At 57.6% G+C, this 18,792-nt stretch carries 15 protein-coding genes; 7 read left to right on the forward strand and 8 right to left on the reverse strand.

Features of this window, described 5'->3' with window-relative positions; translation table 11 throughout:
• Positions 1-95 precede the first annotated feature (95 nt).
• Together AC0V6K_RS02390 and AC0V6K_RS02395 are read left to right on the forward strand one after the other, a co-directional pair.
• On the forward strand, positions 96-791 hold the full coding sequence (locus AC0V6K_RS02390; RefSeq protein WP_486172539.1) for a carboxymuconolactone decarboxylase family protein: 696 nt from the start codon (positions 96-98) through the stop codon (positions 789-791).
• Positions 791-1,324, forward strand: a complete 534-nt coding sequence (locus AC0V6K_RS02395; protein ID WP_472624422.1) for a VOC family protein — start codon at positions 791-793, stop codon at positions 1,322-1,324. The genes AC0V6K_RS02390 and AC0V6K_RS02395 overlap by 1 nt, the downstream gene beginning before the upstream one ends.
• 6 nt (positions 1,325-1,330) lie before the next feature.
• Here the strand turns inward: AC0V6K_RS02395 and ald are convergent, their stop codons facing one another.
• Entirely contained in the window at positions 1,331-2,413 is a 1,083-nt protein-coding gene (ald, locus tag AC0V6K_RS02400) for an alanine dehydrogenase (RefSeq protein ID WP_472624424.1), read from the reverse strand.
• A 137-nt stretch (positions 2,414-2,550) separates the two neighbouring features.
• On the opposite strand from ald, the gene AC0V6K_RS02405 reads away from it, so the two are divergent.
• Positions 2,551-4,002, forward strand: coding sequence for an NAD-dependent succinate-semialdehyde dehydrogenase (locus AC0V6K_RS02405; protein ID WP_472624426.1), 1,452 nt, complete (start codon positions 2,551-2,553; stop codon positions 4,000-4,002).
• Between the two features lie 366 nt (positions 4,003-4,368).
• On the opposite strand, the gene AC0V6K_RS02410 is transcribed toward AC0V6K_RS02405, so the two are convergent.
• From AC0V6K_RS02410 to AC0V6K_RS02425, 4 genes are all read right to left on the reverse strand, one after another.
• Complete coding sequence (locus AC0V6K_RS02410; RefSeq protein ID WP_472624428.1) at positions 4,369-4,731, reverse strand: thiol-disulfide oxidoreductase DCC family protein; 363 nt, start codon at positions 4,729-4,731, stop codon at positions 4,369-4,371.
• Between the two features lie 41 nt (positions 4,732-4,772).
• Positions 4,773-7,034: a penicillin acylase family protein gene (locus AC0V6K_RS02415; RefSeq protein ID WP_472624430.1), complete on the reverse strand. Its 2,262-nt coding sequence runs from the start codon at positions 7,032-7,034 to the stop codon at positions 4,773-4,775.
• Positions 7,035-7,137: 103 nt separating this feature from the next.
• Positions 7,138-8,268: an acyl-CoA dehydrogenase family protein gene (locus AC0V6K_RS02420; RefSeq protein ID WP_472624432.1), complete on the reverse strand. Its 1,131-nt coding sequence runs from the start codon at positions 8,266-8,268 to the stop codon at positions 7,138-7,140.
• A 31-nt stretch (positions 8,269-8,299) separates the two neighbouring features.
• Complete coding sequence (locus tag AC0V6K_RS02425) at positions 8,300-9,502, reverse strand: acyl-CoA dehydrogenase family protein (protein ID WP_472624434.1); 1,203 nt, start codon at positions 9,500-9,502, stop codon at positions 8,300-8,302.
• Positions 9,503-9,762: 260 nt separating this feature from the next.
• Between AC0V6K_RS02425 and AC0V6K_RS02430 the strand changes: the two genes are divergently transcribed.
• Both AC0V6K_RS02430 and AC0V6K_RS02435 read left to right on the forward strand, forming a co-directional pair.
• Entirely contained in the window at positions 9,763-11,901 is a 2,139-nt protein-coding gene (locus AC0V6K_RS02430) for an MAC/perforin domain-containing protein (RefSeq protein WP_472624436.1), read from the forward strand.
• Between the two features lie 12 nt (positions 11,902-11,913).
• Positions 11,914-12,636, forward strand: a complete 723-nt coding sequence (locus tag AC0V6K_RS02435) for a LamG domain-containing protein (RefSeq protein WP_472624438.1) — start codon at positions 11,914-11,916, stop codon at positions 12,634-12,636.
• A gap of 67 nt (positions 12,637-12,703) precedes the next feature.
• Here the strand turns inward: AC0V6K_RS02435 and AC0V6K_RS02440 are convergent, their stop codons facing one another.
• The 3 genes from AC0V6K_RS02440 to AC0V6K_RS02450 all read right to left on the reverse strand — a co-directional run bounded on the left by AC0V6K_RS02440 (position 12,704) and on the right by AC0V6K_RS02450 (position 14,839).
• The gene (locus AC0V6K_RS02440) at positions 12,704-13,264 is read right to left on the reverse strand and encodes a hypothetical protein (protein ID WP_486172540.1); all 561 of its coding nucleotides are present in this window, start codon (positions 13,262-13,264) and stop codon (positions 12,704-12,706) included.
• Between the two features lie 90 nt (positions 13,265-13,354).
• Complete coding sequence (locus AC0V6K_RS02445; RefSeq protein WP_472624442.1) at positions 13,355-13,762, reverse strand: hypothetical protein; 408 nt, start codon at positions 13,760-13,762, stop codon at positions 13,355-13,357.
• A 21-nt stretch (positions 13,763-13,783) separates the two neighbouring features.
• A complete protein-coding gene (locus AC0V6K_RS02450; RefSeq protein WP_472624444.1) occupies positions 13,784-14,839 on the reverse strand; it encodes a hypothetical protein in 1,056 nt (351 codons plus the stop codon).
• A 141-nt stretch (positions 14,840-14,980) separates the two neighbouring features.
• On the opposite strand from AC0V6K_RS02450, the gene AC0V6K_RS02455 reads away from it, so the two are divergent.
• Together AC0V6K_RS02455 and AC0V6K_RS02460 are read left to right on the forward strand one after the other, a co-directional pair.
• Positions 14,981-17,611 (forward strand): ATP-binding protein, encoded by a 2,631-nt coding sequence (locus AC0V6K_RS02455; RefSeq protein WP_472624446.1) that lies wholly within the window; start codon positions 14,981-14,983, stop codon positions 17,609-17,611.
• 210 nt (positions 17,612-17,821) lie between these two features.
• Positions 17,822-18,736, forward strand: coding sequence for a LysR substrate-binding domain-containing protein (locus AC0V6K_RS02460; protein WP_472624448.1), 915 nt, complete (start codon positions 17,822-17,824; stop codon positions 18,734-18,736).
• Positions 18,737-18,792 lie beyond the last annotated feature (56 nt).

The following is an 18,792-nucleotide window of genomic DNA, read 5'->3' on the forward strand; positions in this document are numbered from 1 at the left end:
TTTGCGCAACTCCCGCGAGATCGGCGCACCATTTGTTCGAATTGATGCAAGTCAATTTTGGCGCGAGCGCTCTGACCTCCAACAATCGCCTTGAGATGCCGAAACTTATCAGTCACCCAATGGTTCGAGAGAGTGAGAGGAAAGCTATGCCGCGATTGAAGCAAGCGGGCCGCGAGGCCGAAAACCCCTACGCCAACCGCATTTTCGATCTGCTATTCGGAGATCGTGATCCGGTCGAGCAACCCGGCACAGCGACCGGCACGCCCGGCAATTGGTGGACAGTGTTCAACATCGTGCCCGATGCCTTCAAACACACGACCGAAGGCTTTCAGTTTTACCGCTCACCGGAGCGCAAACTCGATCCCAAACTGCGCGAGCTGGGACAGACCCGCGCGGGTTTCACAGTGGGTTCGCAGTTCGTCTTCTCGCAGCACTGCAAAGCATCGCGCGATGTCGGGCTGACCGAAGAACAGATCGAGGCGATCCCAGCTTGGTCAGTTGCCAGCTGCTTCTCACCCCTTGAACGTGCTGTCCTCGCCTACACTGATGCGTTGGTTCTCCAGCGGGGCCGTGTGCCCGATGCGGTAATCGAAGCGCTCAAGAACAGCCTCTCCGATGAGGAGATACTTGAGCTCACCTACGTTACCTGCACTTACATGATGCACGCCGTGATGAGCCGCGCGTTGCGCCTTGAATATGATGATGTGGACGAGCGCGTGGTCGAAGTACCCGCACCCACCGGCGACAGCGCCGACGTTATGTCGATGGTCGATGAAAAGGAGACCGACTGATGCCTTACCACCACCTCGCTCTCGCCGCGAAAGACATGAAGGCCACCCACGCATTTTACGAAGGCATCATGGGCTTCGAGCTGGTCAAAGTCGAAGTTGCGCCCGTCATCACCGGCGGATGGGGCAAGCACTTCTTTTACCGAATGGACGGCGATGACAGCACCTTCATCGCGTTCTGGGAACTGCACGACACGCCCAATGCCGAGGACTATATCTTCGATCTGAACAAGGCCGCCAAGCTACCGCCGATGACCAACCACTACTCCTTCAGCGTCGACACCGTCGAAGAGCTGAATGCGTGGCGGGAGAAGTGGCAGAAAGCAGGTCTGAAAGTGTTCGAGATTGACCACAATTGGTGTCACTCGATCTACACAACCGACCCCAGCGGCAATGCGGTCGAATTCTGCCTGACTTCAGGCGAGTTCTCTGATGCTGACCGTGCACGCGCGTTGGACGCGCTGGACGAGAGCGAGTTCAAACCCTCGCCCCCGCCAGCCAAGACCAAGTTCTGGGAACCTGAGCCGGCTGAGTAAAAGCGCCTAGAAGCCCAGGCTTTCCTGCACGTCCGCGTTGACAATCTTGCCCGCGTGAACGTTCAGACCCGGCGCCAGATGCGGATCATCTTCGCAGGCCTGCAGCCCCTTACTCGCCAGCGCCAGACCAAACGGTAATGTCGCATGGTTCAGCGCATAGCTGGATGTGTGTGGCACCGCGCCTGGCATGTTCGCGACGCAGTAGTGGATGATGTCATCAACCAGATAGGTCGGGTTTTCATGCGTGGTCGGTTTCGAAGTCTCGAAACAACCACCTTGGTCAATCGCCACATCGACCAACACCGCGCGTGACTTCATCAGGCCCAGCATGTCGCGGGTGACCAGACGTGGCGCGCTCTTGCCCGGAACCAACACGGCGCCAATCACCACGTCAGCATCAGTGATCGCGTTCTCGATCGTGCCGGCATTGGAATATCGGGTGCGCGCACGACCTTCGAACAGCTCGTCCAGCTCGCGGATGCGCGGCAGCGAACGGTCTAGGATCTCGACATTCGCGCCAAGGCCCACCGCCATGCGCGCGGCATGCGTGCCGACGACACCGCCGCCAATCACCACGACTTTCGCCGGAAGCACGCCCGGCACGCCGCCCATCAGGATGCCTCGACCGCCATTGTTGGCGTGGCTCGAATGCGCGCTGGCTTCGACAGCGAGACGCCCCGCAACCTCGCTCATCGGCGCAAGCAGCGGCAGGCCGCCATCACGGTCAGTAACGGTCTCATAGGCAACAGCGGAAACACCGCTTTCCATCAATCCTCGCGCCTGATCGGGGTCGGGCGCAAGGTGGAGATAGGTGAACAGTATCTGCCCTTCGCGCAGCTGCACCCACTCGTTGGGCTGCGGCTCTTTGACCTTCACCACCATATCGGCGCGGGCGAAAACCTCTTCGGCGCTATCGACGATGTCAGCACCCACTGCGCGATAATCGTCATCGGTCTTGGTGATACCCATTCCGGCATTGGTTTCGACGATGACCTGATGCCCGCGCGCGACATATTCGCGCACCGATTCGGGCGTCAGACCGACGCGATATTCGTGGTTTTTGATTTCCTTGGGAACGCCGACGAGCATAATTCTCTCCTGGGGATGTCGAACAGCGTCGCAATACAAGATGCGCAATAAAGTTTCAATTGAAACGAATGGAATTATCAGCCACCTTGCGATCAAACGCCGCCACGAGCACCGAAATCCCAGTTTGGAGAGACCCCATGACGACTTATCCAACCGTAAAAATGCTGATCGGTGGCGAATGGATCGCGGATGGCGGCGAAGGCGCCATGCCGGTCGCCAACCCTGCGAGTGAGGAAGTGATCGGGCAATGCCCCAAAGCTTCGAAAGAACAACTCGACGCTGCGCTTGCTGCCGCCGGAGACGCATTTCCGAAGTGGGCCGCGACGCCCGCGATTGAACGCTACCGCATCATCGGCCGCGCCGCCGAATTGCTGCGCGAGCGCGCCGAAGGCATCGCCCGCGTCATAACGCTGGAGATGGGCAAACCCCATGCGCAGGCTCTGGGTGAGACAGTCGGCGCAGCTGACTTGATCGACTTCTTGGCAGAGGAAGCAAAGCGCCAAGGTGGCCGTCTGGTCCCGACCCGCAGCGCCAGCCTGCTCGAACAGCGCGTGATGCAAGTGCCCATCGGTCCAGCCATGCTGTTCACCCCATGGAACTTTCCGATCAACCTGCCGGCAAAGAAACTCGCGGGAGCCTTGGCCGCGGGTTGTTCGTGCGTGCTCAAACCTGCCGAGACCACACCCGCTTCGGCGCAGCTTCTGGTCGAATGCTTCACCGATGCCGGGATGCCCGATGGCGTGATCAATCTGGTTTACGGCGATCCGGCCATGATCTCCGAACACCTCATCGCCTCGCCTGTTACGCGCAAGGTCAGCTTCACTGGCTCCACTGCAGTGGGCAAGCATCTTGGTCAGCTCGCAGCGAAAGACCTGAAACGTTTCACCGCCGAATTGGGCGGCCATGCACCGGTTGTGATCGGTGAAAGCGCGGATTTCGAACGCACCATCGCCGCTTGCGTCGGCACCAAGTTCCGCAATGCGGGTCAGGTCTGCGTCTCGCCCACACGCTTTTTGGTGGCGCGCGGCATGTATGACCGCTTCGTCGCCGAGTTTGCCGCGCGCACCAAGGAAATCGAAGTAGGCGATGCCAGCGTCGATGACAGCGTCACGATGGGGCCCCTTGCCCATGCAGGCCGCGTGACCGCGATGACCGAATTGGTGGGCGCGCTGGGCGGAGAGAAGGGCGAGATTGTTGCTGGCGGATCGGTGATCCAGCGCCCGGGCCACTTCTTTGAACCGACCGTGATCGCTGCGCCGTCACGCGACAGCAAGCTGATGAACGACGAGCCGTTCGGCCCGGTCGCAGGGATCGTGCCTTACGACGATATCGAGGAAGCGGTCAGCATCGCCAACTCGCTGCGCTACGGATTGGCAGCTTACGCCTTCACGGCTGATCTGGATGAAAGCCACTATCTGGGGAGCGCACTGCGCGCAGGCATGGTTGCAATCAACCACTTTGGTGTCGGCTCACCTGAAACGCCGTTTGGCGGAACGGGTGACAGCGGTTTTGGTTCGGAAAGCGGCGTCGAAGGCTATCTCGGCTACACCGAGACGAAGCTGGTCACCGTGGCAAAATCGGGCGGCTGACTTAGCGGCCCGAGATAAAGCGAGAGATGGTGCGGCCGATCGAATTGCGTTGGTTCATAGGTTGAATTCGGCCGTAGCGCGCGCGGCGAGACATTTCGTCGCCAAAACAAACGGTTCGGCCCATTGAGTCCGGACCACTCGATACGATGGTTGGTTTTTCCATTTGTCGCGTCCCCGATTCGCGATTCGTTTCTGGTGGTTAATTAACAGATACCCTGTGGAAAACTGAGTCTAAAATTACCGTAGAAACTCAATTTTTGTAACGAAACCTCGTGGATGACGGGGTCAAACGGCGAATTCTGCCGTGCAGACCTTGACGGAAGGAAAGCCGCACAAGCCGAGGTGTCAAACGATGCGCCGCATTTTCTATTGGAAAAAGCGTTGCAGCGCCGGCCTAACTTTGAGGAACACAAGATACAGCCGCTCCAGCACGCGCAGGACAAAGCGGTTACGTGCAAGCAGCCCGAGCCAGCGCAAACGCGGGATCGCACGCCACATCGCGGCGAAGGCTGCGGCTCCGCTCAGAACCGTCCCATCTTCCTCGGCATGAAAACGAGCGAGCAGCTGCGATTGGTCAATCGGGCAGGACGGATCACCGCCTTCCGAGACATCAATGAAGTCGATGGCTCCGGTTTTGTCGATGCGGCGCATCACAGCGATCTCCCGGCTGCAAAGCGGGCACGCGCCGTCAAACCAGACTTTGACCGAAGGAGATGCCGCGTTGCTCATACTGTAGATACGATCACCGCGACGATGGGTTTCAACCAGACCTATTCGGAAATGCGGATGGTCTCGCCGGTCTTCTGCGCTTCGATCTCTTCGGGAGTGAACGGAAGCTTATGCCATTCCTTCTCGGCATAGATCCGCGTTTGGTCTGCATAGTGCGGCGAAGAAGGATTGGTCGATTGTGAATAGCTCAGGATCGCTTCAGCGACCGGACCTTCATCATCAAAGCCAACAATCTGGATGTAGCTTGACCCGTGCACCGGCGTAATCGCACCTTCGATGGGGCGGCTGCGCTGCATGTTCAGAACACCAGCGGTTCCCGGTCCGCCGTGGATGGCGATGGCTTCCTTGCCATCCATCCGCACCTGAACTTCACCCCACGGCGCATCGAGAGCAATGCCTGCCTCTTCCAGTTCGGCACCTGCTTCAACCAAAGCGTCGTAGAGTTCCGAGCGAACCTTGCTGTCGGTGGTGAAGCCCGCGGGCGTGGAGACCGGCTCCGCAGGATTAAAAGGCGTGTCCCACAGGTCCCTACGGTTGCGCACCTTATTCCAGAACGCGACGAAGAGATAGGCGGCTTGGCTTTCCGCGTCGAACCGCTTGTCCCACTTGGAAAGAGCCTCACAAGCCTCGGCAAGACCAGCTTTGGTCCCACATTCCTCGAGCACGCCATCAACCACCATGTCGGCAGCGAGGCTCTTATTTCCGAAAGTCAGTTCTTTCGCCGCAGCGTGATCAACTTTGGTTCTCTTGATCAGTGCCTCGGTCTCGATGAAATTGGAACGCGAACGAAGCGTGAGCGCCTGTTCGAACTTCCCGAGAATGGGCGAGAGTTGCTCGTACGGCTTGCGAGGATTGCTGATCCAGTAGCTGTCGTTGGAGTTGGTGACATAGTCCTGACGGGTGCGGCTCGCCTGTTGATCGGCGGGGAGCAGGCCATCGCCATTGGCGCGCCAATCGCACTCCGCCCGTGTACCATCGAGTAGCGTCACGAGGTTCGCGACAAGGCCGGAAACTGGTGTCGAACAGGCAGTGATAAACTCGGTCGGCGTGTTCGGCACTGCGGTGATGTCTGCGTGCAGCGCGTTGCCATCACGGTCGGCGGCAATGGTGTTGACCCACGGGATACCCAGCGTCTCGGAAATCGCCGTTTCGATCTCACCAACGTCCTTGGCCTGTCCGATCCGGAGCCATGTATCAATCGCACGCTGGTTGCCGGTGTTGGCATCGCGGATCGCGTAGGCCGTGCCCTCGCTCCAGCCCAGCGGCGTACCGGGAAGCGCGACAACGGGGCCGAACTGCGTCGAATAGAGAATCCGTGTTACCGGCTCGGTTCCGCGCGGCATCGGCACGGTGATCTCGCGAGCGTCCATCTTCACCGCTTCGCCATCGACCATGTAGCTGGTCGGATCACCCTCGGCGAGCGTAAGCGAGTAGATCGTAAAGTGGCGCGCAGCCGTGACGGTGTGAGTCCACGCCACATCCTGGTTAAAGCCAAGCGTTGGGAACGGCGTACCGGCAATGCCAACGCCCATGACATCAAAGCCCTCGGGCCCGGTGATATGCAACTGCCAGAAACGCGCGGGGCCTTCCCATGGGAAGTGCGGATTGCCGATTACAAGGCCGCGACCATCCGCCGTCGTCTCGCTGCCGAAAGCCCAGCCGTTGCTGCCATACCGCGCATCATCGGGGCCCGGAATGATGACCGCTGCCGTGTCTGTCGGAGCCTCTCCACCCGGAGGTGTTGCGCCTGCGATGCCCGGCGCGACCGCCAGCGAACTGGCCAGTAGCATTTGCTTTTCATTCAGGCGCAGCATGTCGTCGCTGGTGATTGCGCGGACATAACCCTTACCGCGACATTCATCCGGCAGCTTCTCACCGCCATGATCGCGCAAGAAGCGATTGTAGCCCGCAACGTATCCGTCGATCAGTTGCTGGGAAGTCAGACTGGTCTTGGCCAGACCTGCGCGCAAGGCGGGCAAATCGATCTGACTGCGATAGAAGACGTCCGAAGTGACATTGTCCGTCTCGCGAAAGCCCAGGACAACCTTGTTCTCCGGCCCGAAATGCAGCGAGCGTTCTCCTGCAACCGTCGCGAATTCCTCGGCGATCATGCAGATATTGTCCTGCGCATAAGCATAGGCAACGCCGTAGCCCACGCCCTGCCAACTATCGGACTTGATGTGCGGGATGTTGAATGTGGTGCGGGTGATCTCCGCGTCGTAGGTCGTCTCCGACTCTTGGGCTTGCAGGCCAGTGCTTATCGCTGCTGCACTCACAGCCAGTGCCAAAGTCAGATTACGCATTACAAAAACCCTCTCATCCTCAATCGGTGAAAGCCTAGGTAGTTCGATTTTGGGAAGCAAGCGCGGGCGCCCTTGCCAATCGCAATAAGCGCCCGCCTCGCATTCACGAAAGCGCGACGTGGCGCTTCATGTGGTGATCGACATTGCCGAATTCGTGTTCGAAGATCGTTAGTCGTTTGAAGTAGTGGCCGATGGCATATTCATCAGTCACGCCGTTGCCGCCGTGGATCTGAACCGCTTCCTGACCGATTAGACGGGCCGACTGGCCGACGCCGACTTTGGCTGCCGAGACATGGCGCTTGCGCACAGTGTCCGCCTCGCCCAGCTTCAAGGTCGCAAGATAGGTCAGAGAGACGGAAGTTTCATAGGCGGTGTACATATCGACCATGCGGTGTTGCAGAACCTGAAACTTACCAATCGGAACGCCGAACTGCTTGCGCTGTTTCGAATATTCGAGTGTCTGTGCGTGCGCGACCTTCATCGCGCCGCAGGCCTCGGCGCACTGCGCAGCGATGGCTTCGTCGGTGACCTTCTCGATCAGCGGAAGAGCAGCGCCCTCCTCTCCGATCAGAGCAGCAGCGGGCACCGAGACGTTCTCGAAATAGACTTCCGAAGCGCGGCGACCGTCGACCGTTTCATAGTCGCGCGTGACGACACCATCGGTCGATTTGTCGACAACAAAGACGCTTACACCGTCGCTATCGCGCTGGCTTCCTGACGTTCGTGCCGTGACAATCAGGTGGCTCGCCCACGGTGCGGCGATGACGACTGACTTGTGCCCGTTGAGCACATAACCGTCGCCGTCCTTTTTCGCGGTGGTGGTGAGATCGGCATAGTCATAGCGACCCTGCGGCTCGGCATAGGCAAAAGCGAAGACCCGTTCACCGCCGATGATCGCAGCAAGGTGATCTTCTTTCTGTGCATCCGTACCGGCATGCTTCAGAAAGCCGCCAGCGCAAACTACGGTTGGCACAAAAGGTTCAACCACGAGGCCTTGGCCAAACTCTTGCATGATAACCATGGAGTCGATCGCGCCGCCGCCAAAGCCGCCATCGGCCTCGCCAAACGGCATGCCGAGAATGCCCAGCTCAGCCAGTTGCGCCCACACTTCGGGGCGCCATCCTGCTTCGCTTTCGATCGCCTTGCGGCGCGTTTCCCAGTCATATTGCTCACGGACCATGCGCGACAGCCCGTCACGCACCATGTCCTGTTCTTCAGTGAAGTTGAAATCCATTTCTGTTCCCCTCGGTGTCCTTTTCGGTGCCTTAGAGGCCCAGGATCATTTTCGTGATGATGTTGCGCTGGATTTCGTTCGATCCGCCATAGATCGAGGTTTTGCGCATATTGAAATAGGTCGCAGCCGATGGGTGCGCATAGTCGGGGCCGATGGGGTATTCGTTTGATCCCATGACCTTGTCCGCGATGCTGCCGTAGTATGGCGTGCCATAGCTGCCGACCGCTTCCAGTGTCAGTTCGGTCAGACGCTGCTGAATTTCGGTGCCTTTGATCTTCAGGATCGAGCTTTCCGGCCCAGGCCCCTTGCCCGCCTGCTCACCAGCCAGTGTGCGCAGCTCGGTGATCTCCAGTGCGGCGAGGTCAATCTCAAGCTGGCTCACTTTGCGCGCAAAGTCGAAGTCGTTGATCAGCGGCGCACCGTCGAGCAATTCCTTGCCCGCGATTTCGCGCAGTTTCTCAACACCACGCTTCGAACGGGCCACGCCCGCAATCCCGCTGCGCTCGTGCGCGAGCAGGAACTTGGCATAAGTCCAGCCCCTGTTCTCTTCGCCAATGAGGTTCTCGACCGGAACGCGCACGTCGGTGAGCCACGTCTCGTTGACCTCGTGACCGCCATCGAGAAGCTTGATCGGCTTCACTTCAACACCGGGCGATTTCATATCGACAAGGATGAAGCTGATGCCTTCTTGCGGCTTTTCCGCATCAGGATCGGTGCGGCACAGGAAGAAGCCCCAATCGGCGTGCTGCGCAAGCGTGGTCCAGGTCTTCTGGCCGTTGATCACGTAATGGTCACCATCGCGCACGGCCGTGGTCTTGAGCGAGGCGAGGTCAGACCCGGCGCCCGGCTCCGAATAACCCTGACACCACCACACATCGCCCGACAGAATGCCTGGCAGATGCTGCTGCTTCTGCGCTTCGTTGCCGAAGGTGTAGATCACCGGACCAACCATCGCAATGCCGAACGGCAGAGGCATAAAGGTGCCCACGCGGGCGTTCTCTTCTGACCAGATATAGCGCTGCGTCGGGGTCCAGCCGGTGCCGCCATATTCGACCGGCCATGCAGGTGCGGCCCACCCTTTTTTACCGAGGATCTTGTGCCACGCGGTCATGTCTTCAGGCGACATGTCTTCGCGGTTGCCCATGCCTTCGAGATGCTTGGGGTGGTTCTCTTCAATGAATGCGCGAACCTCATCGCGGAACGCGTTTTCTTCGGGGGTGAAGTCGAGATTCATGGATTGCTCTCCCGGGCTAGGAATCTGTCAGTTTCAATGAGGGACTGAACAAGCCGAGTGAGAGGCAAATTTCAAGGGAGAAAGCGGCGATTGCAGATTTCTCATCTCAAGTAGGCATCGCCGAAGCCAGCCCAATCCGAAGCGGACATCGCCTTCGGCGCTCCGTATGAACAGTTCACTATCATTACTGGACAGACGCAGTTCACAATGTGCATGCTCTTGTTGCTGACTATACTAATGGCTTGAGTGGGGGAAGTCAGATGGAATTGAAGAAGCCAGCAATTGCGATTGCAGCTTTGACTGTCGTTGGTGGGGCGAGCTTTGCCGGGCTCCATTATTCCGGGGTGCTGGGTTCAGACGGACCAGCGTTGCAAGTCGCGCAAGGTGCGGAAATCGATGCCGAGGCGATTTCGACGGAATGCGGCCTTACCAATCCCGATCAAGCAAGCACCAGCGCTGGAGCATCGCAATCGACGACGCGGGCTCGGGTCGTTGCGGGCCGCCTGATCCAGTCTGATGACGAAGCAGCGACCCTGATTGAAGCAGGGGACTGCCGCTTTCGTTTGGACGGCGTCTGGACGCAGGACCTGCCGCTGGCACTGGACCGGGATGCAGGGCCAAACCTGTTTGATGGTCCCGATGGCACGGGGCTTAATCCAAACCTGACCCACGGCACCTATGTCACACCGTCGCAGCTTCTGGTCGAAGCAAGCGATGATGCAGCAACGCTCACCATACGCGACGCAACCGGCAATCAATCGCCAATGACCGCTCGCGCCAGCGACGATATCGCAATGGAGGACGTGTTTACACCGGGCGGTGAACGTCGCGCTTATCGCATCGACGGCGCATCAGGCTCTGGCGATGAGGGAACCGTCTATGTCAGCGTAACACGCAGCGGCCGGACCCGTCTGCGGATCAATGGTGAGAACTTCTACCGTCCAGTCCCGAACGTGACCGAAGCTGCAGATCTGAGTTCGGTCGACGCGTTTATGATCGGGTTCAACCTCGACAATTTGCGGGCCAGCCGGCGCGGATACGATGTCGTGTCTCAGGATATGTTCGAGCTGAACCTAAATGGAAAGTCCGAAGTCTTCGAAGCAGCCAATGCGAACGAATACGCGATCGTAGAAAAGCGCACTGTCCCTCTGGGCTTTAAGTTGGTTCCAGAAGGCGCCGAGGGTCGCATTGAACGTTCGACCATGATCCGCACCGAACGCCAGTATCAGGAAACGGTCGCATGGAATGTCGGAGGAAAGGTCGGTGCTGGACTGGGTGATGCCGCCGGCGGAGCCGTTGGTGCTTCTTACGCGCAATCAAATACGGCCGGTATGCGCAGCGCGGAAGCGCGCTCAATCTCCACAGCCTGGCAACGCCACAAGCTATACGCCCTTGTCGTTGACGAGCCATTCGTTCGGCTGTCGGACTCATTTATTGACGCCGTCGAGGATGCGCGCCGTTTTGGCCGGTATGACGAATTGATCGAGCGGTTCGGCACGCACTATCCGCATTCGGTCACCTACGGTTCGGCTGCTCGTATGTGGGCCGAATTCTCTGAGAACACGCTCGAAGAATGGTCGCAGAACAGCCAGAGCATCGATGCTGGTGGCAAGGCCGCGATCAAAGGCATCACGGTTTCCGCACAGGGTGGGCGCTATCAAGAGAACATCGAAAGCAACAGCTTTCTGGCCCAAGCGTCCGTCAAAGAGGCCCAGATGGTTGGCGGCACAGGCTCTCAGGCATCGGGCGGCACCGGCACGCCCTACCCGATCCTTGCCGATCTTCGTCCGCTCCACCTGTTGCTGAACCCGCTGAACTTTCCGGGCGAGGAAGAAATCTATGGCGAAGTGCGCGACAAGCTGCGTCAGGCTATCGTAAGCTACATGGTAGAGAATGCGTCGCTCTTGTCTGACAAGCGGCAGCAAGCGGTGCGCGAGTATCATATCGAGCCGTGGGACATTGGCTGCCACAAGCAGCAGGGCCAAGTGAATCTGGAAACTCGGATTTCGATGAAGGGTCAGCTCAGTCTGGGCATGACAGATCCCACCAAGAGACTTGGCAACAAAACCACTTCGCTTCCCCGGTGGAATGACTGGAAGCGCGCGCAGTGTAAGCTCGCTAAGAACAATCCTGACCGGTATTTCCTCGCCAATTCCGTTGAGCCCATCGTCGTTCGCGGCACCAAGGATGAGCTTTTGGGTCTGACCTTTAATTGGGGCGGAAATGTAATTGAAGATGGTTTGGGTGACAGCACACTTATCAATGGCAATGTCGGCAGCTTCACGATCCCCGTCGATGATTTGGGCGTCGATAAGGTGATGTATCGCACCTACAGCAAGAAGCACCCCAAACATCCGATGAATGTGCTTTTCCGCGCACGCATATATCGCAAGCGATAAGGGGGCTTGGGCATGATTGAACGAAACGCCCATAAGGCGCGTAAACTGATCGGAATGTCGAAGCTTCGCTGGAGCGCGCTACCCTTGGCCATACTTTTGGTGGCGGGGTGCGGCGGTCCTTCCGCACCTTCCGTCGAAGGTGAAGAAGGCTACACGCTCGACACGCTTGCTCTTGATGGCATGGACAGCCTGGCATTCGATCCGGCTCCGCAACTGGAGCCGGCTAGCCAGATGACCATAGAGTTCTGGGTCAAGCCAGACTGGTCAGACTCTCCAAAATTTGATCCGGTGGTTGTGTCAAACGCGGGGTCTGAAGGTGCGTCCTATCTCGTGGCGGTGAACCGTGCGCGGGATGGTTTGACAGTCGTCTCTGGAGAGCAAGTCGATGTCGCTCCATTCGACTTTACGGACGGCAAGCTGCATCACGTGGCACTGATCGATTATGGCGAAACCACCACCGTCATGATCGACAATGAAGCGGTGGCAGAACTCGACATCGATTTCACATCATTGCCCAGTGAGGGCCTTTACGTCGGATCTGCGCGAGGAGGCGATAGCGCTTTCAGTGGTGTCATCGGCGGGCTGCGAGTTTGGGACGTTGCCGTGTCACCAAAAGATCTCGCCAACTATGCCATGCGCGATGTCGCAGTGGATGGAGCATTGCACCCCGACTTGCCCTACCTCTCGGTGCTCAGCGAATTCGACAAAGAAAGCGTGGTCTATCCCGACGAATAGACGGTGATGGCGCAAAAAAGCCGGCGACGTACGCCACCGGCTTCCTCGAAAAATTTGGCTAATTCTTCTAAGTGTCGTTGCGCTGCTCGGCACGGTTGTTGATCGGATTGCGAACCAGCCGATCAAGCTGGACGCTCACAATCGTTCCACGACGCGCTTCGGCTTTTGCCTTGCTGCCAAAGAGGCCGGAGAAGAACGCACCGATCCGAGCAAAAACGCCGGGCCGCGACTTCTTGGCAACCGATCGAGCCGGTTTCCCTTGAGCCACCTGAGCTTTCAGTGCGTCACGGCTGCGCTTGGCAACAACGCCTCTGTATTGGGCGTGGAGCAATTGCTTGCCTGCTTCAATCTGTGCAGCCCGCGCCTTGGCACGACGAGAGGGGCGATTGGCTTTGCGCTTCGAACGCTTCACACTCTTCTTGGGAGCTGACGTTTTGGGCCCTTTCGCGCTGGCGGCCGGGCTGTTTGATTTGTTGGCCTGCGCAGGCTCCATCGGCCCCGCAAAGGACAGCGCCGCCAAGGCCGCCGCCATCATGGCCATATTGGATTTGAGATGCGCCATTTCACTTCCCCCTGTTCGATAACCGGATTGCAGCTTCGCAATCGCCCGGTCGAGGGTCTTGTGCATTGAGCGACATTAATGGCGTATGGATGGGTGTTTCATATTATATTTATTGCGTGCAAAGCGCTATGAGTGATTCATTAATTACTCAACCACTCATTTCGGGAGCACTGGATCATCGGGATCCCAGTCCGACGTTATGACGAGACAGCCACTGCCTTCGCCTGAGCAAATCGTCTGATTGCCCGATCTGGTTGCCTTCATCTTTATGACAGCACCACTAGGTCCGATCTTGCCAGCAAGACCAAGCCGCTCGACCTGTTTTTCGAGCGACGCGCGATCGATAAGACAGTTTCCCGGATAGCCCCTTGGGGTTTTGATACTCGTCACCGAGTACGACGCGCCACTCTTCGTTTTCAGCCTCAACGATCCACCTGCTTCCTTGAGCAACGAAGATGCGATGTAGCGCGAAGGATCTGGGGAGCTCGATCGAAGCTCCTGCGCGGCGGCGAAAGTCGACAAACCCATCATCGCGGCGAGACAGATACTGATTGCAGTTTTCATGGCTGGCTCCTCGCTTTGCTTCTATCCGTTTCTCTTGCACTTGATCGTGATGTTCTTGCGCTCGCTGCGCTTCAGTTCACCGTCGGCATCGCTGACGTTGAAAGTGAAGCTGAGCTGCTTTCTCGGGGCGGAGTTGGTCGCAGTTGTCAGCCCGCCCACTGACCAATCCAAGGGATAGCTGGCGACGATGTACCGTCCCCCTTCTCCATCAAAGGAAAGATCAGTCGAAGCCGAAAGCCATTGCGCGCCGAGGAAGATCGCTTTTCCCTCGAAGGCGCGCCGCACATTGACCCGTCCGCGAAGACGAACTGTTCTTGGGCACTTCCACCTGCCGAATTGTTCGACGTTGGCCGGAGCCGTCGTCAGGGACAGAGGCTTCACCGTTGGCTTTGGATTGGTCCGTCGGGGCGGTGGGTTGGTGCGTTGTGGCGCCGGATCGCTAGCGGGAGAAGAGTTTGGATTGGTCCTCGTTCTGCCGGCATTTCGATCCAGGGGCGCACATTTGACCTGAGCGATGATCTCAACACTGTTTTCCCAGGTCTGGACCGTCGGAGGATCTTCGAAACCGATGCCCGGGCGATCACCAACCAGCCAGCTTGAACTCAGTTCGCCATCATAAGCGTTCCGCAGGGTGTAAGTGCCGCCTTTCCTAAGAAACTCGATCCGCGCTCTGCCTGAAAGCGCATTCAGCTTTCCATTGCAAAACAGCACAGAATCAAAGCTCTCGTTTCTCGGTGGCTGATAAGGAAGATCAATACGGTATATGCGAGGGTCATCCGGCTCGCTGAAATTGTAGACAAAGGAACCGATCTTCATCTGGCTTCCCTGATGCCCTCGTGACCGTGCTGGAGCATGGCCTTTCATCCGGACCCAGATCGATACGGTTTGCGTCTTTACTCGTTTGTAGCGCTGCCGATTGCCCTCCACGACGATCCTGGTTCGGCCGATGCCGTTGTCGCTGTCAGGGAACACTTGGAAGGCTTCGATGACTGTCGTCGCGTGCGCCGGGGGCGCGACAAGAGCAAATGCAGACACTGATAACACGCTCAACGTGCGGTAGGCGTTTGTGAAGTTCATTGGACGCTCCATTTATGAAGCGTCTTTGTGAATTTCGCGATTTCACAATGCTTCGGTGCGCACCCCCAATTTTCGGATCGGGGTCACCCAATTTTTGCCTTCACCCTGTTCGATCCGGGAATATTGCGGCAAACTACGGACATGCTCGCGGAAAGGGACAGCGAACTCGCAAAGCTCACTGAGTTGCTCAAAGTAGCGGACAGAGGCGGCCATGTCGCGGCTGTGGGCGGAGAAGCGGGAATTGGCAAAACCGCGATGCTCCGCGAATTTGCCGACCGGCTTCCCAACGAGTTTCAGTGCATCTGGGGAATGTGCGATCCGCTTCTGACTCCGCGTCCGCTGGGCCCGGTACATGATATCGTCGCAATGCTGGGAGGGCTTGGCGAAGACTGGCAAACCGCTGGCGGTCTTGAGCTGTTTTCGCGCTTACTGGCTCACCTTTCGGAGAGTGAAAGGCCAATCGTGCTAATCCTTGAGGATGTGCATTGGGCAGATAACGGCACGCTTGATTTCATCCGGTTCATTGGTCGCCGCATCACAATGTGTCGCACCCTACTGATTGTCAGTTATCGCAATGACGAGCTCGGTCGAACGCATCCCTTGCTAAGGGTGTTTGGGGATATTCCCAGCGCACAGATGGATCGGATCGAGCTTGCGCCACTATCGCTCGCGGCCGTTGCGCGGCTTGCCGAGGAAAGCGGCCGCGATGCCGAATACCTGCTGGAAATCACCGGAGGAAATCCATTCTTCCTCTCTGAAATTCTCGCTGGCAATGGCGTTGAAAAGCAAGTGCCGGTTTCGGTTCAGGACGCGGTGAACAGCCGTCTTTCACGCCTTTCGCCTCAGCAGATTGGGTTGCTCGAGGCGCTCAGCATCATACCGGTCCCAATTGACCCTAACCTGCACTGTTCCTGGATCGAGAATCATGAACGGCTGATCCAGGATCTGATAGATTTGTCGATCCTTCACAAAAGTGCAGGCGGCCAACTGCGATTTCGCCATGAGCTAGCGAGAATGGCCACCTCAAATCGTTGTTCCTCTATCGACAAGCGCAACCTGCATCACGAGCACCTTCGCAGCATGCTGGAACATCCTGAACGCTATGACGCGGGGGAGTTGTTGCACCATGCACGAGGCGCCGGGGATGCCGCACAAGTGCTGCACTTCGCCCCAATAGCTGCGAGCAACGCCGCGCAGTTGGGTGCTCACAAGGAAGCTGCCGACTATCTTGAGGCGGCACTTCAGTATGTCGACGAGGCGGAGCCAGAGGAGGCTGCGCATCTATACGAGAACTGGGCTTATGAAGCGGCCATATCGCATCGGATTGACGACCGCGTGATCGAAGCAAGGCGACACGCATTGACCATGTGGCGCGCGCTGGGACGCGAGGAAAAGATCGCTGAAAATTTGAGGCACCTGTCTCGCCTGCATTGGTATCGCGGAGAAGCCGTGCAAGCCAGGCGATACTTGGACGATGCTATAAGCCTGCTCGAGCAGATCAAGGACGCCAGTCACCTCGCATTCGCCTACTCCATGCGCTCGCAAATGCAGATGCTTTCCAGCCGAATGGAAAATGCGATCGACTGGGGCAAACGCGCGCTTGAGCAATTGGCCGGAGCGAACGCACCTGAAGTCGAGGTGCACGCGCGCAACAATATCGGAACAGCCAAGATGTTCCTTGGCGATCCAGACGGCATTGCCGATCTCGAGCGCAGTCTTAAGATAGCTCTGGAGCACAACCTGCATGAAGACGCGGCGCGGGTGTTCACCAATCTATCCGAATACGCTGTCGACATGCGAAAGCTGGCGCTTGCTGAAGATGTCCTGAAACGTGGTATCGCGTTCGATACTGATCACGACCTCGATAGCTGGACGTTCTATCTGTTGGGGCGCGAAGCACAGCTGCGACTGGAACAGGGAAGATTGAGAGAAGCGGAGGATATCTGCCGCTCGGTTATCGCAACGTCCGGCCAAACCCTGCTTATGAAGCTGCCCGCCCGGATCATGCTGGCCCGAACGCAGGTCCGCCTTGGCGATGACAAAGCCGCCCACACACTTGCTAAAGCGAACAGTGATGCTCTTGCAACCGGCGAAGTCCAGTATCGCATTCCGGTTCTGATCGGCATGCTGGAACGTGCCTGGCTGACAGGGTCCGAAATGCTGGCTGCAGAGGCATGCGCTGGTTTGGAGCGCATCGACCCTGATTGCTTTAGCCTTTGGACTCGCGCTGAGGTCGTATTCTGGAAACTCTTGCTGGGTAAACAACCGAAGCCAGCCGATCGAGCCAGTGACACTGCTTTCGGGCCAGCCATTCACGGCGATTTCGCGGCATCAGGATTGCAATTCGCCCGCACCGGCGCGGATTATCTGGCCAATCTGTGTTTCGGCCTTTCAGAGAATCCGCAAACAATCTCCGCCGGCCTCGCAGCGCTGCAACGCCAAGACGCGAAGGCGCCTGTCGCGCGTCTAACCGAGCTGCTGAACAGCCGCGGCATCAAGCGCGAAGACGTAACGCTTCCAAGAGGACCATATCGCGCCGCCCGCGAAAACCCATTCGGCCTGACAGCAAAGGAAATGATCGTTCTTGAGCACCTTGCTCAAGGTCTCAACAACGCTGAAATCGCCGACGAAATGTCACGATCGCAGCGCACGGTCGAGCATCATGTCTCGGCCATTTTGCAGAAGCTTGAAGTGGAGAACCGTGTAGCTGTCCTTCTCAAGCTTCGCGATGAGCCATGGATTATAGGGGAGTCAGCCCACGCCAATTCATAGCCGAGCTGGCAGGCGTCCCCTTCCCATCTTGGGAGAATTAGCGGAAGGGCTTGTCGATATCAGAACTAGCTCCTGTCTCCATACGCAGCCTAGATTCTTCGAACCGCGGCAAAGGCTGTCGAGCATTCCGGGATCCAACTTTTCTACCAAAGCAGTTTTTGTAACCAATCGCGAAACTCGTCCGAACACTCACCAAGGAGGAGATGGCAAGTGAACTTACGCGATTTGGAATATGTTACCGCGATTGACCGGTATCGGAACTTTGGTCGCGCTGCCGAAGCATGCCATGTCAGTCAGCCTTCGCTTTCAGCACAGGTGAAGAAGCTAGAGGAGCGCCTGGGCGTAGAACTGTTTGCGCGCTCAAATTCCGGTGTCCACATCACTGATGCTGGATCACGGATTGTGACCACTGCGAAAGAAGTTTTACGACAAGCACAACGTATCACCGATACCGCTGCAGAATATCATGACCCTCTCGCCGCACCTCTTCGCATCGGCATCATCCCGACTCTCGCCCCATTTGTGCTGCCATTTCTTCATGGAACGGTCTCTAAGACTACGGACAAGCTGAAACTGATCTTCCGCGAGCTTCCAACCGACAATCTACTAAACGAGTTGGATACGCGCACAATAGATGTTGCTCTGATTAGCGGCCCCGTTGAACTGCCAGGCTATAAGTTCTCTCCCGTATTTAGGGAGCCGCTATCTCTGATGGTGTCGAAAGGACATCGATTGGCAAACCTGAGCACCATCAATGCGCACGAAATTCCGCGAGAAGAAATGTTCTTGCTGACACAAGAGCATTGCCTGAGGGCGGAGACGATCACACTCTGTGAGGACAAGAATATCGGCATTGACGTGCCCGATGGCATGCATGCCACCAACTTTCTGACCATGTCGCATTATCTGCGTCCTGACCTTGGCTGTTGCCTAGTCCCGAAACTGGCTTGCGGGATCATCGGCTGTGCAAACCCTCAAGTTTCCTTCATCGATGTCGAGAATGAATCCTATGGCCGGGATGTCGGCTTCGTCTCCCGAATTGGCTGCCCTCGCGAGAATATCTTGCGCAAACTGTGCAGCCAAATCCACGATGAACCACCAGCGGGTGTAACCGCGTTAGCTTAAGCCTCGAATAGCAAGCATATCGAACTGAAAATCGGGCGGAGCGAGTGCGGATGGCA

The sequence above is a fragment of the Erythrobacter sp. S43 genome (genome assembly GCF_057364955.1).

Excerpts from the sequence above, each read along its gene's own strand:
- AC0V6K_RS02390 (WP_486172539.1), top strand. The coding sequence starts at position 96 with ATGCCGAAACTTATCAGTCACCCAATGGTTCGAGAGAGTGAGAGGAAA.
- AC0V6K_RS02395 (WP_472624422.1), top strand. The coding sequence starts at position 791 with ATGCCTTACCACCACCTCGCTCTCGCCGCGAAAGACATGAAGGCCACC.
- ald (WP_472624424.1), bottom strand. The coding sequence starts at position 2,413 with ATGCTCGTCGGCGTTCCCAAGGAAATCAAAAACCACGAATATCGCGTC.
- AC0V6K_RS02405 (WP_472624426.1), top strand. The coding sequence starts at position 2,551 with ATGACGACTTATCCAACCGTAAAAATGCTGATCGGTGGCGAATGGATC.
- AC0V6K_RS02410 (WP_472624428.1), bottom strand. The coding sequence starts at position 4,731 with ATGAGCAACGCGGCATCTCCTTCGGTCAAAGTCTGGTTTGACGGCGCG.
- AC0V6K_RS02415 (WP_472624430.1), bottom strand. The coding sequence starts at position 7,034 with ATGCGTAATCTGACTTTGGCACTGGCTGTGAGTGCAGCAGCGATAAGC.
- AC0V6K_RS02420 (WP_472624432.1), bottom strand. The coding sequence starts at position 8,268 with ATGGATTTCAACTTCACTGAAGAACAGGACATGGTGCGTGACGGGCTG.
- AC0V6K_RS02425 (WP_472624434.1), bottom strand. The coding sequence starts at position 9,502 with ATGAATCTCGACTTCACCCCCGAAGAAAACGCGTTCCGCGATGAGGTT.
- AC0V6K_RS02430 (WP_472624436.1), top strand. The coding sequence starts at position 9,763 with ATGGAATTGAAGAAGCCAGCAATTGCGATTGCAGCTTTGACTGTCGTT.
- AC0V6K_RS02435 (WP_472624438.1), top strand. The coding sequence starts at position 11,914 with ATGATTGAACGAAACGCCCATAAGGCGCGTAAACTGATCGGAATGTCG.
- AC0V6K_RS02440 (WP_486172540.1), bottom strand. The coding sequence starts at position 13,264 with ATGCACAAGACCCTCGACCGGGCGATTGCGAAGCTGCAATCCGGTTAT.
- AC0V6K_RS02445 (WP_472624442.1), bottom strand. The coding sequence starts at position 13,762 with ATGAAAACTGCAATCAGTATCTGTCTCGCCGCGATGATGGGTTTGTCG.
- AC0V6K_RS02450 (WP_472624444.1), bottom strand. The coding sequence starts at position 14,839 with ATGAACTTCACAAACGCCTACCGCACGTTGAGCGTGTTATCAGTGTCT.
- AC0V6K_RS02455 (WP_472624446.1), top strand. The coding sequence starts at position 14,981 with ATGCTCGCGGAAAGGGACAGCGAACTCGCAAAGCTCACTGAGTTGCTC.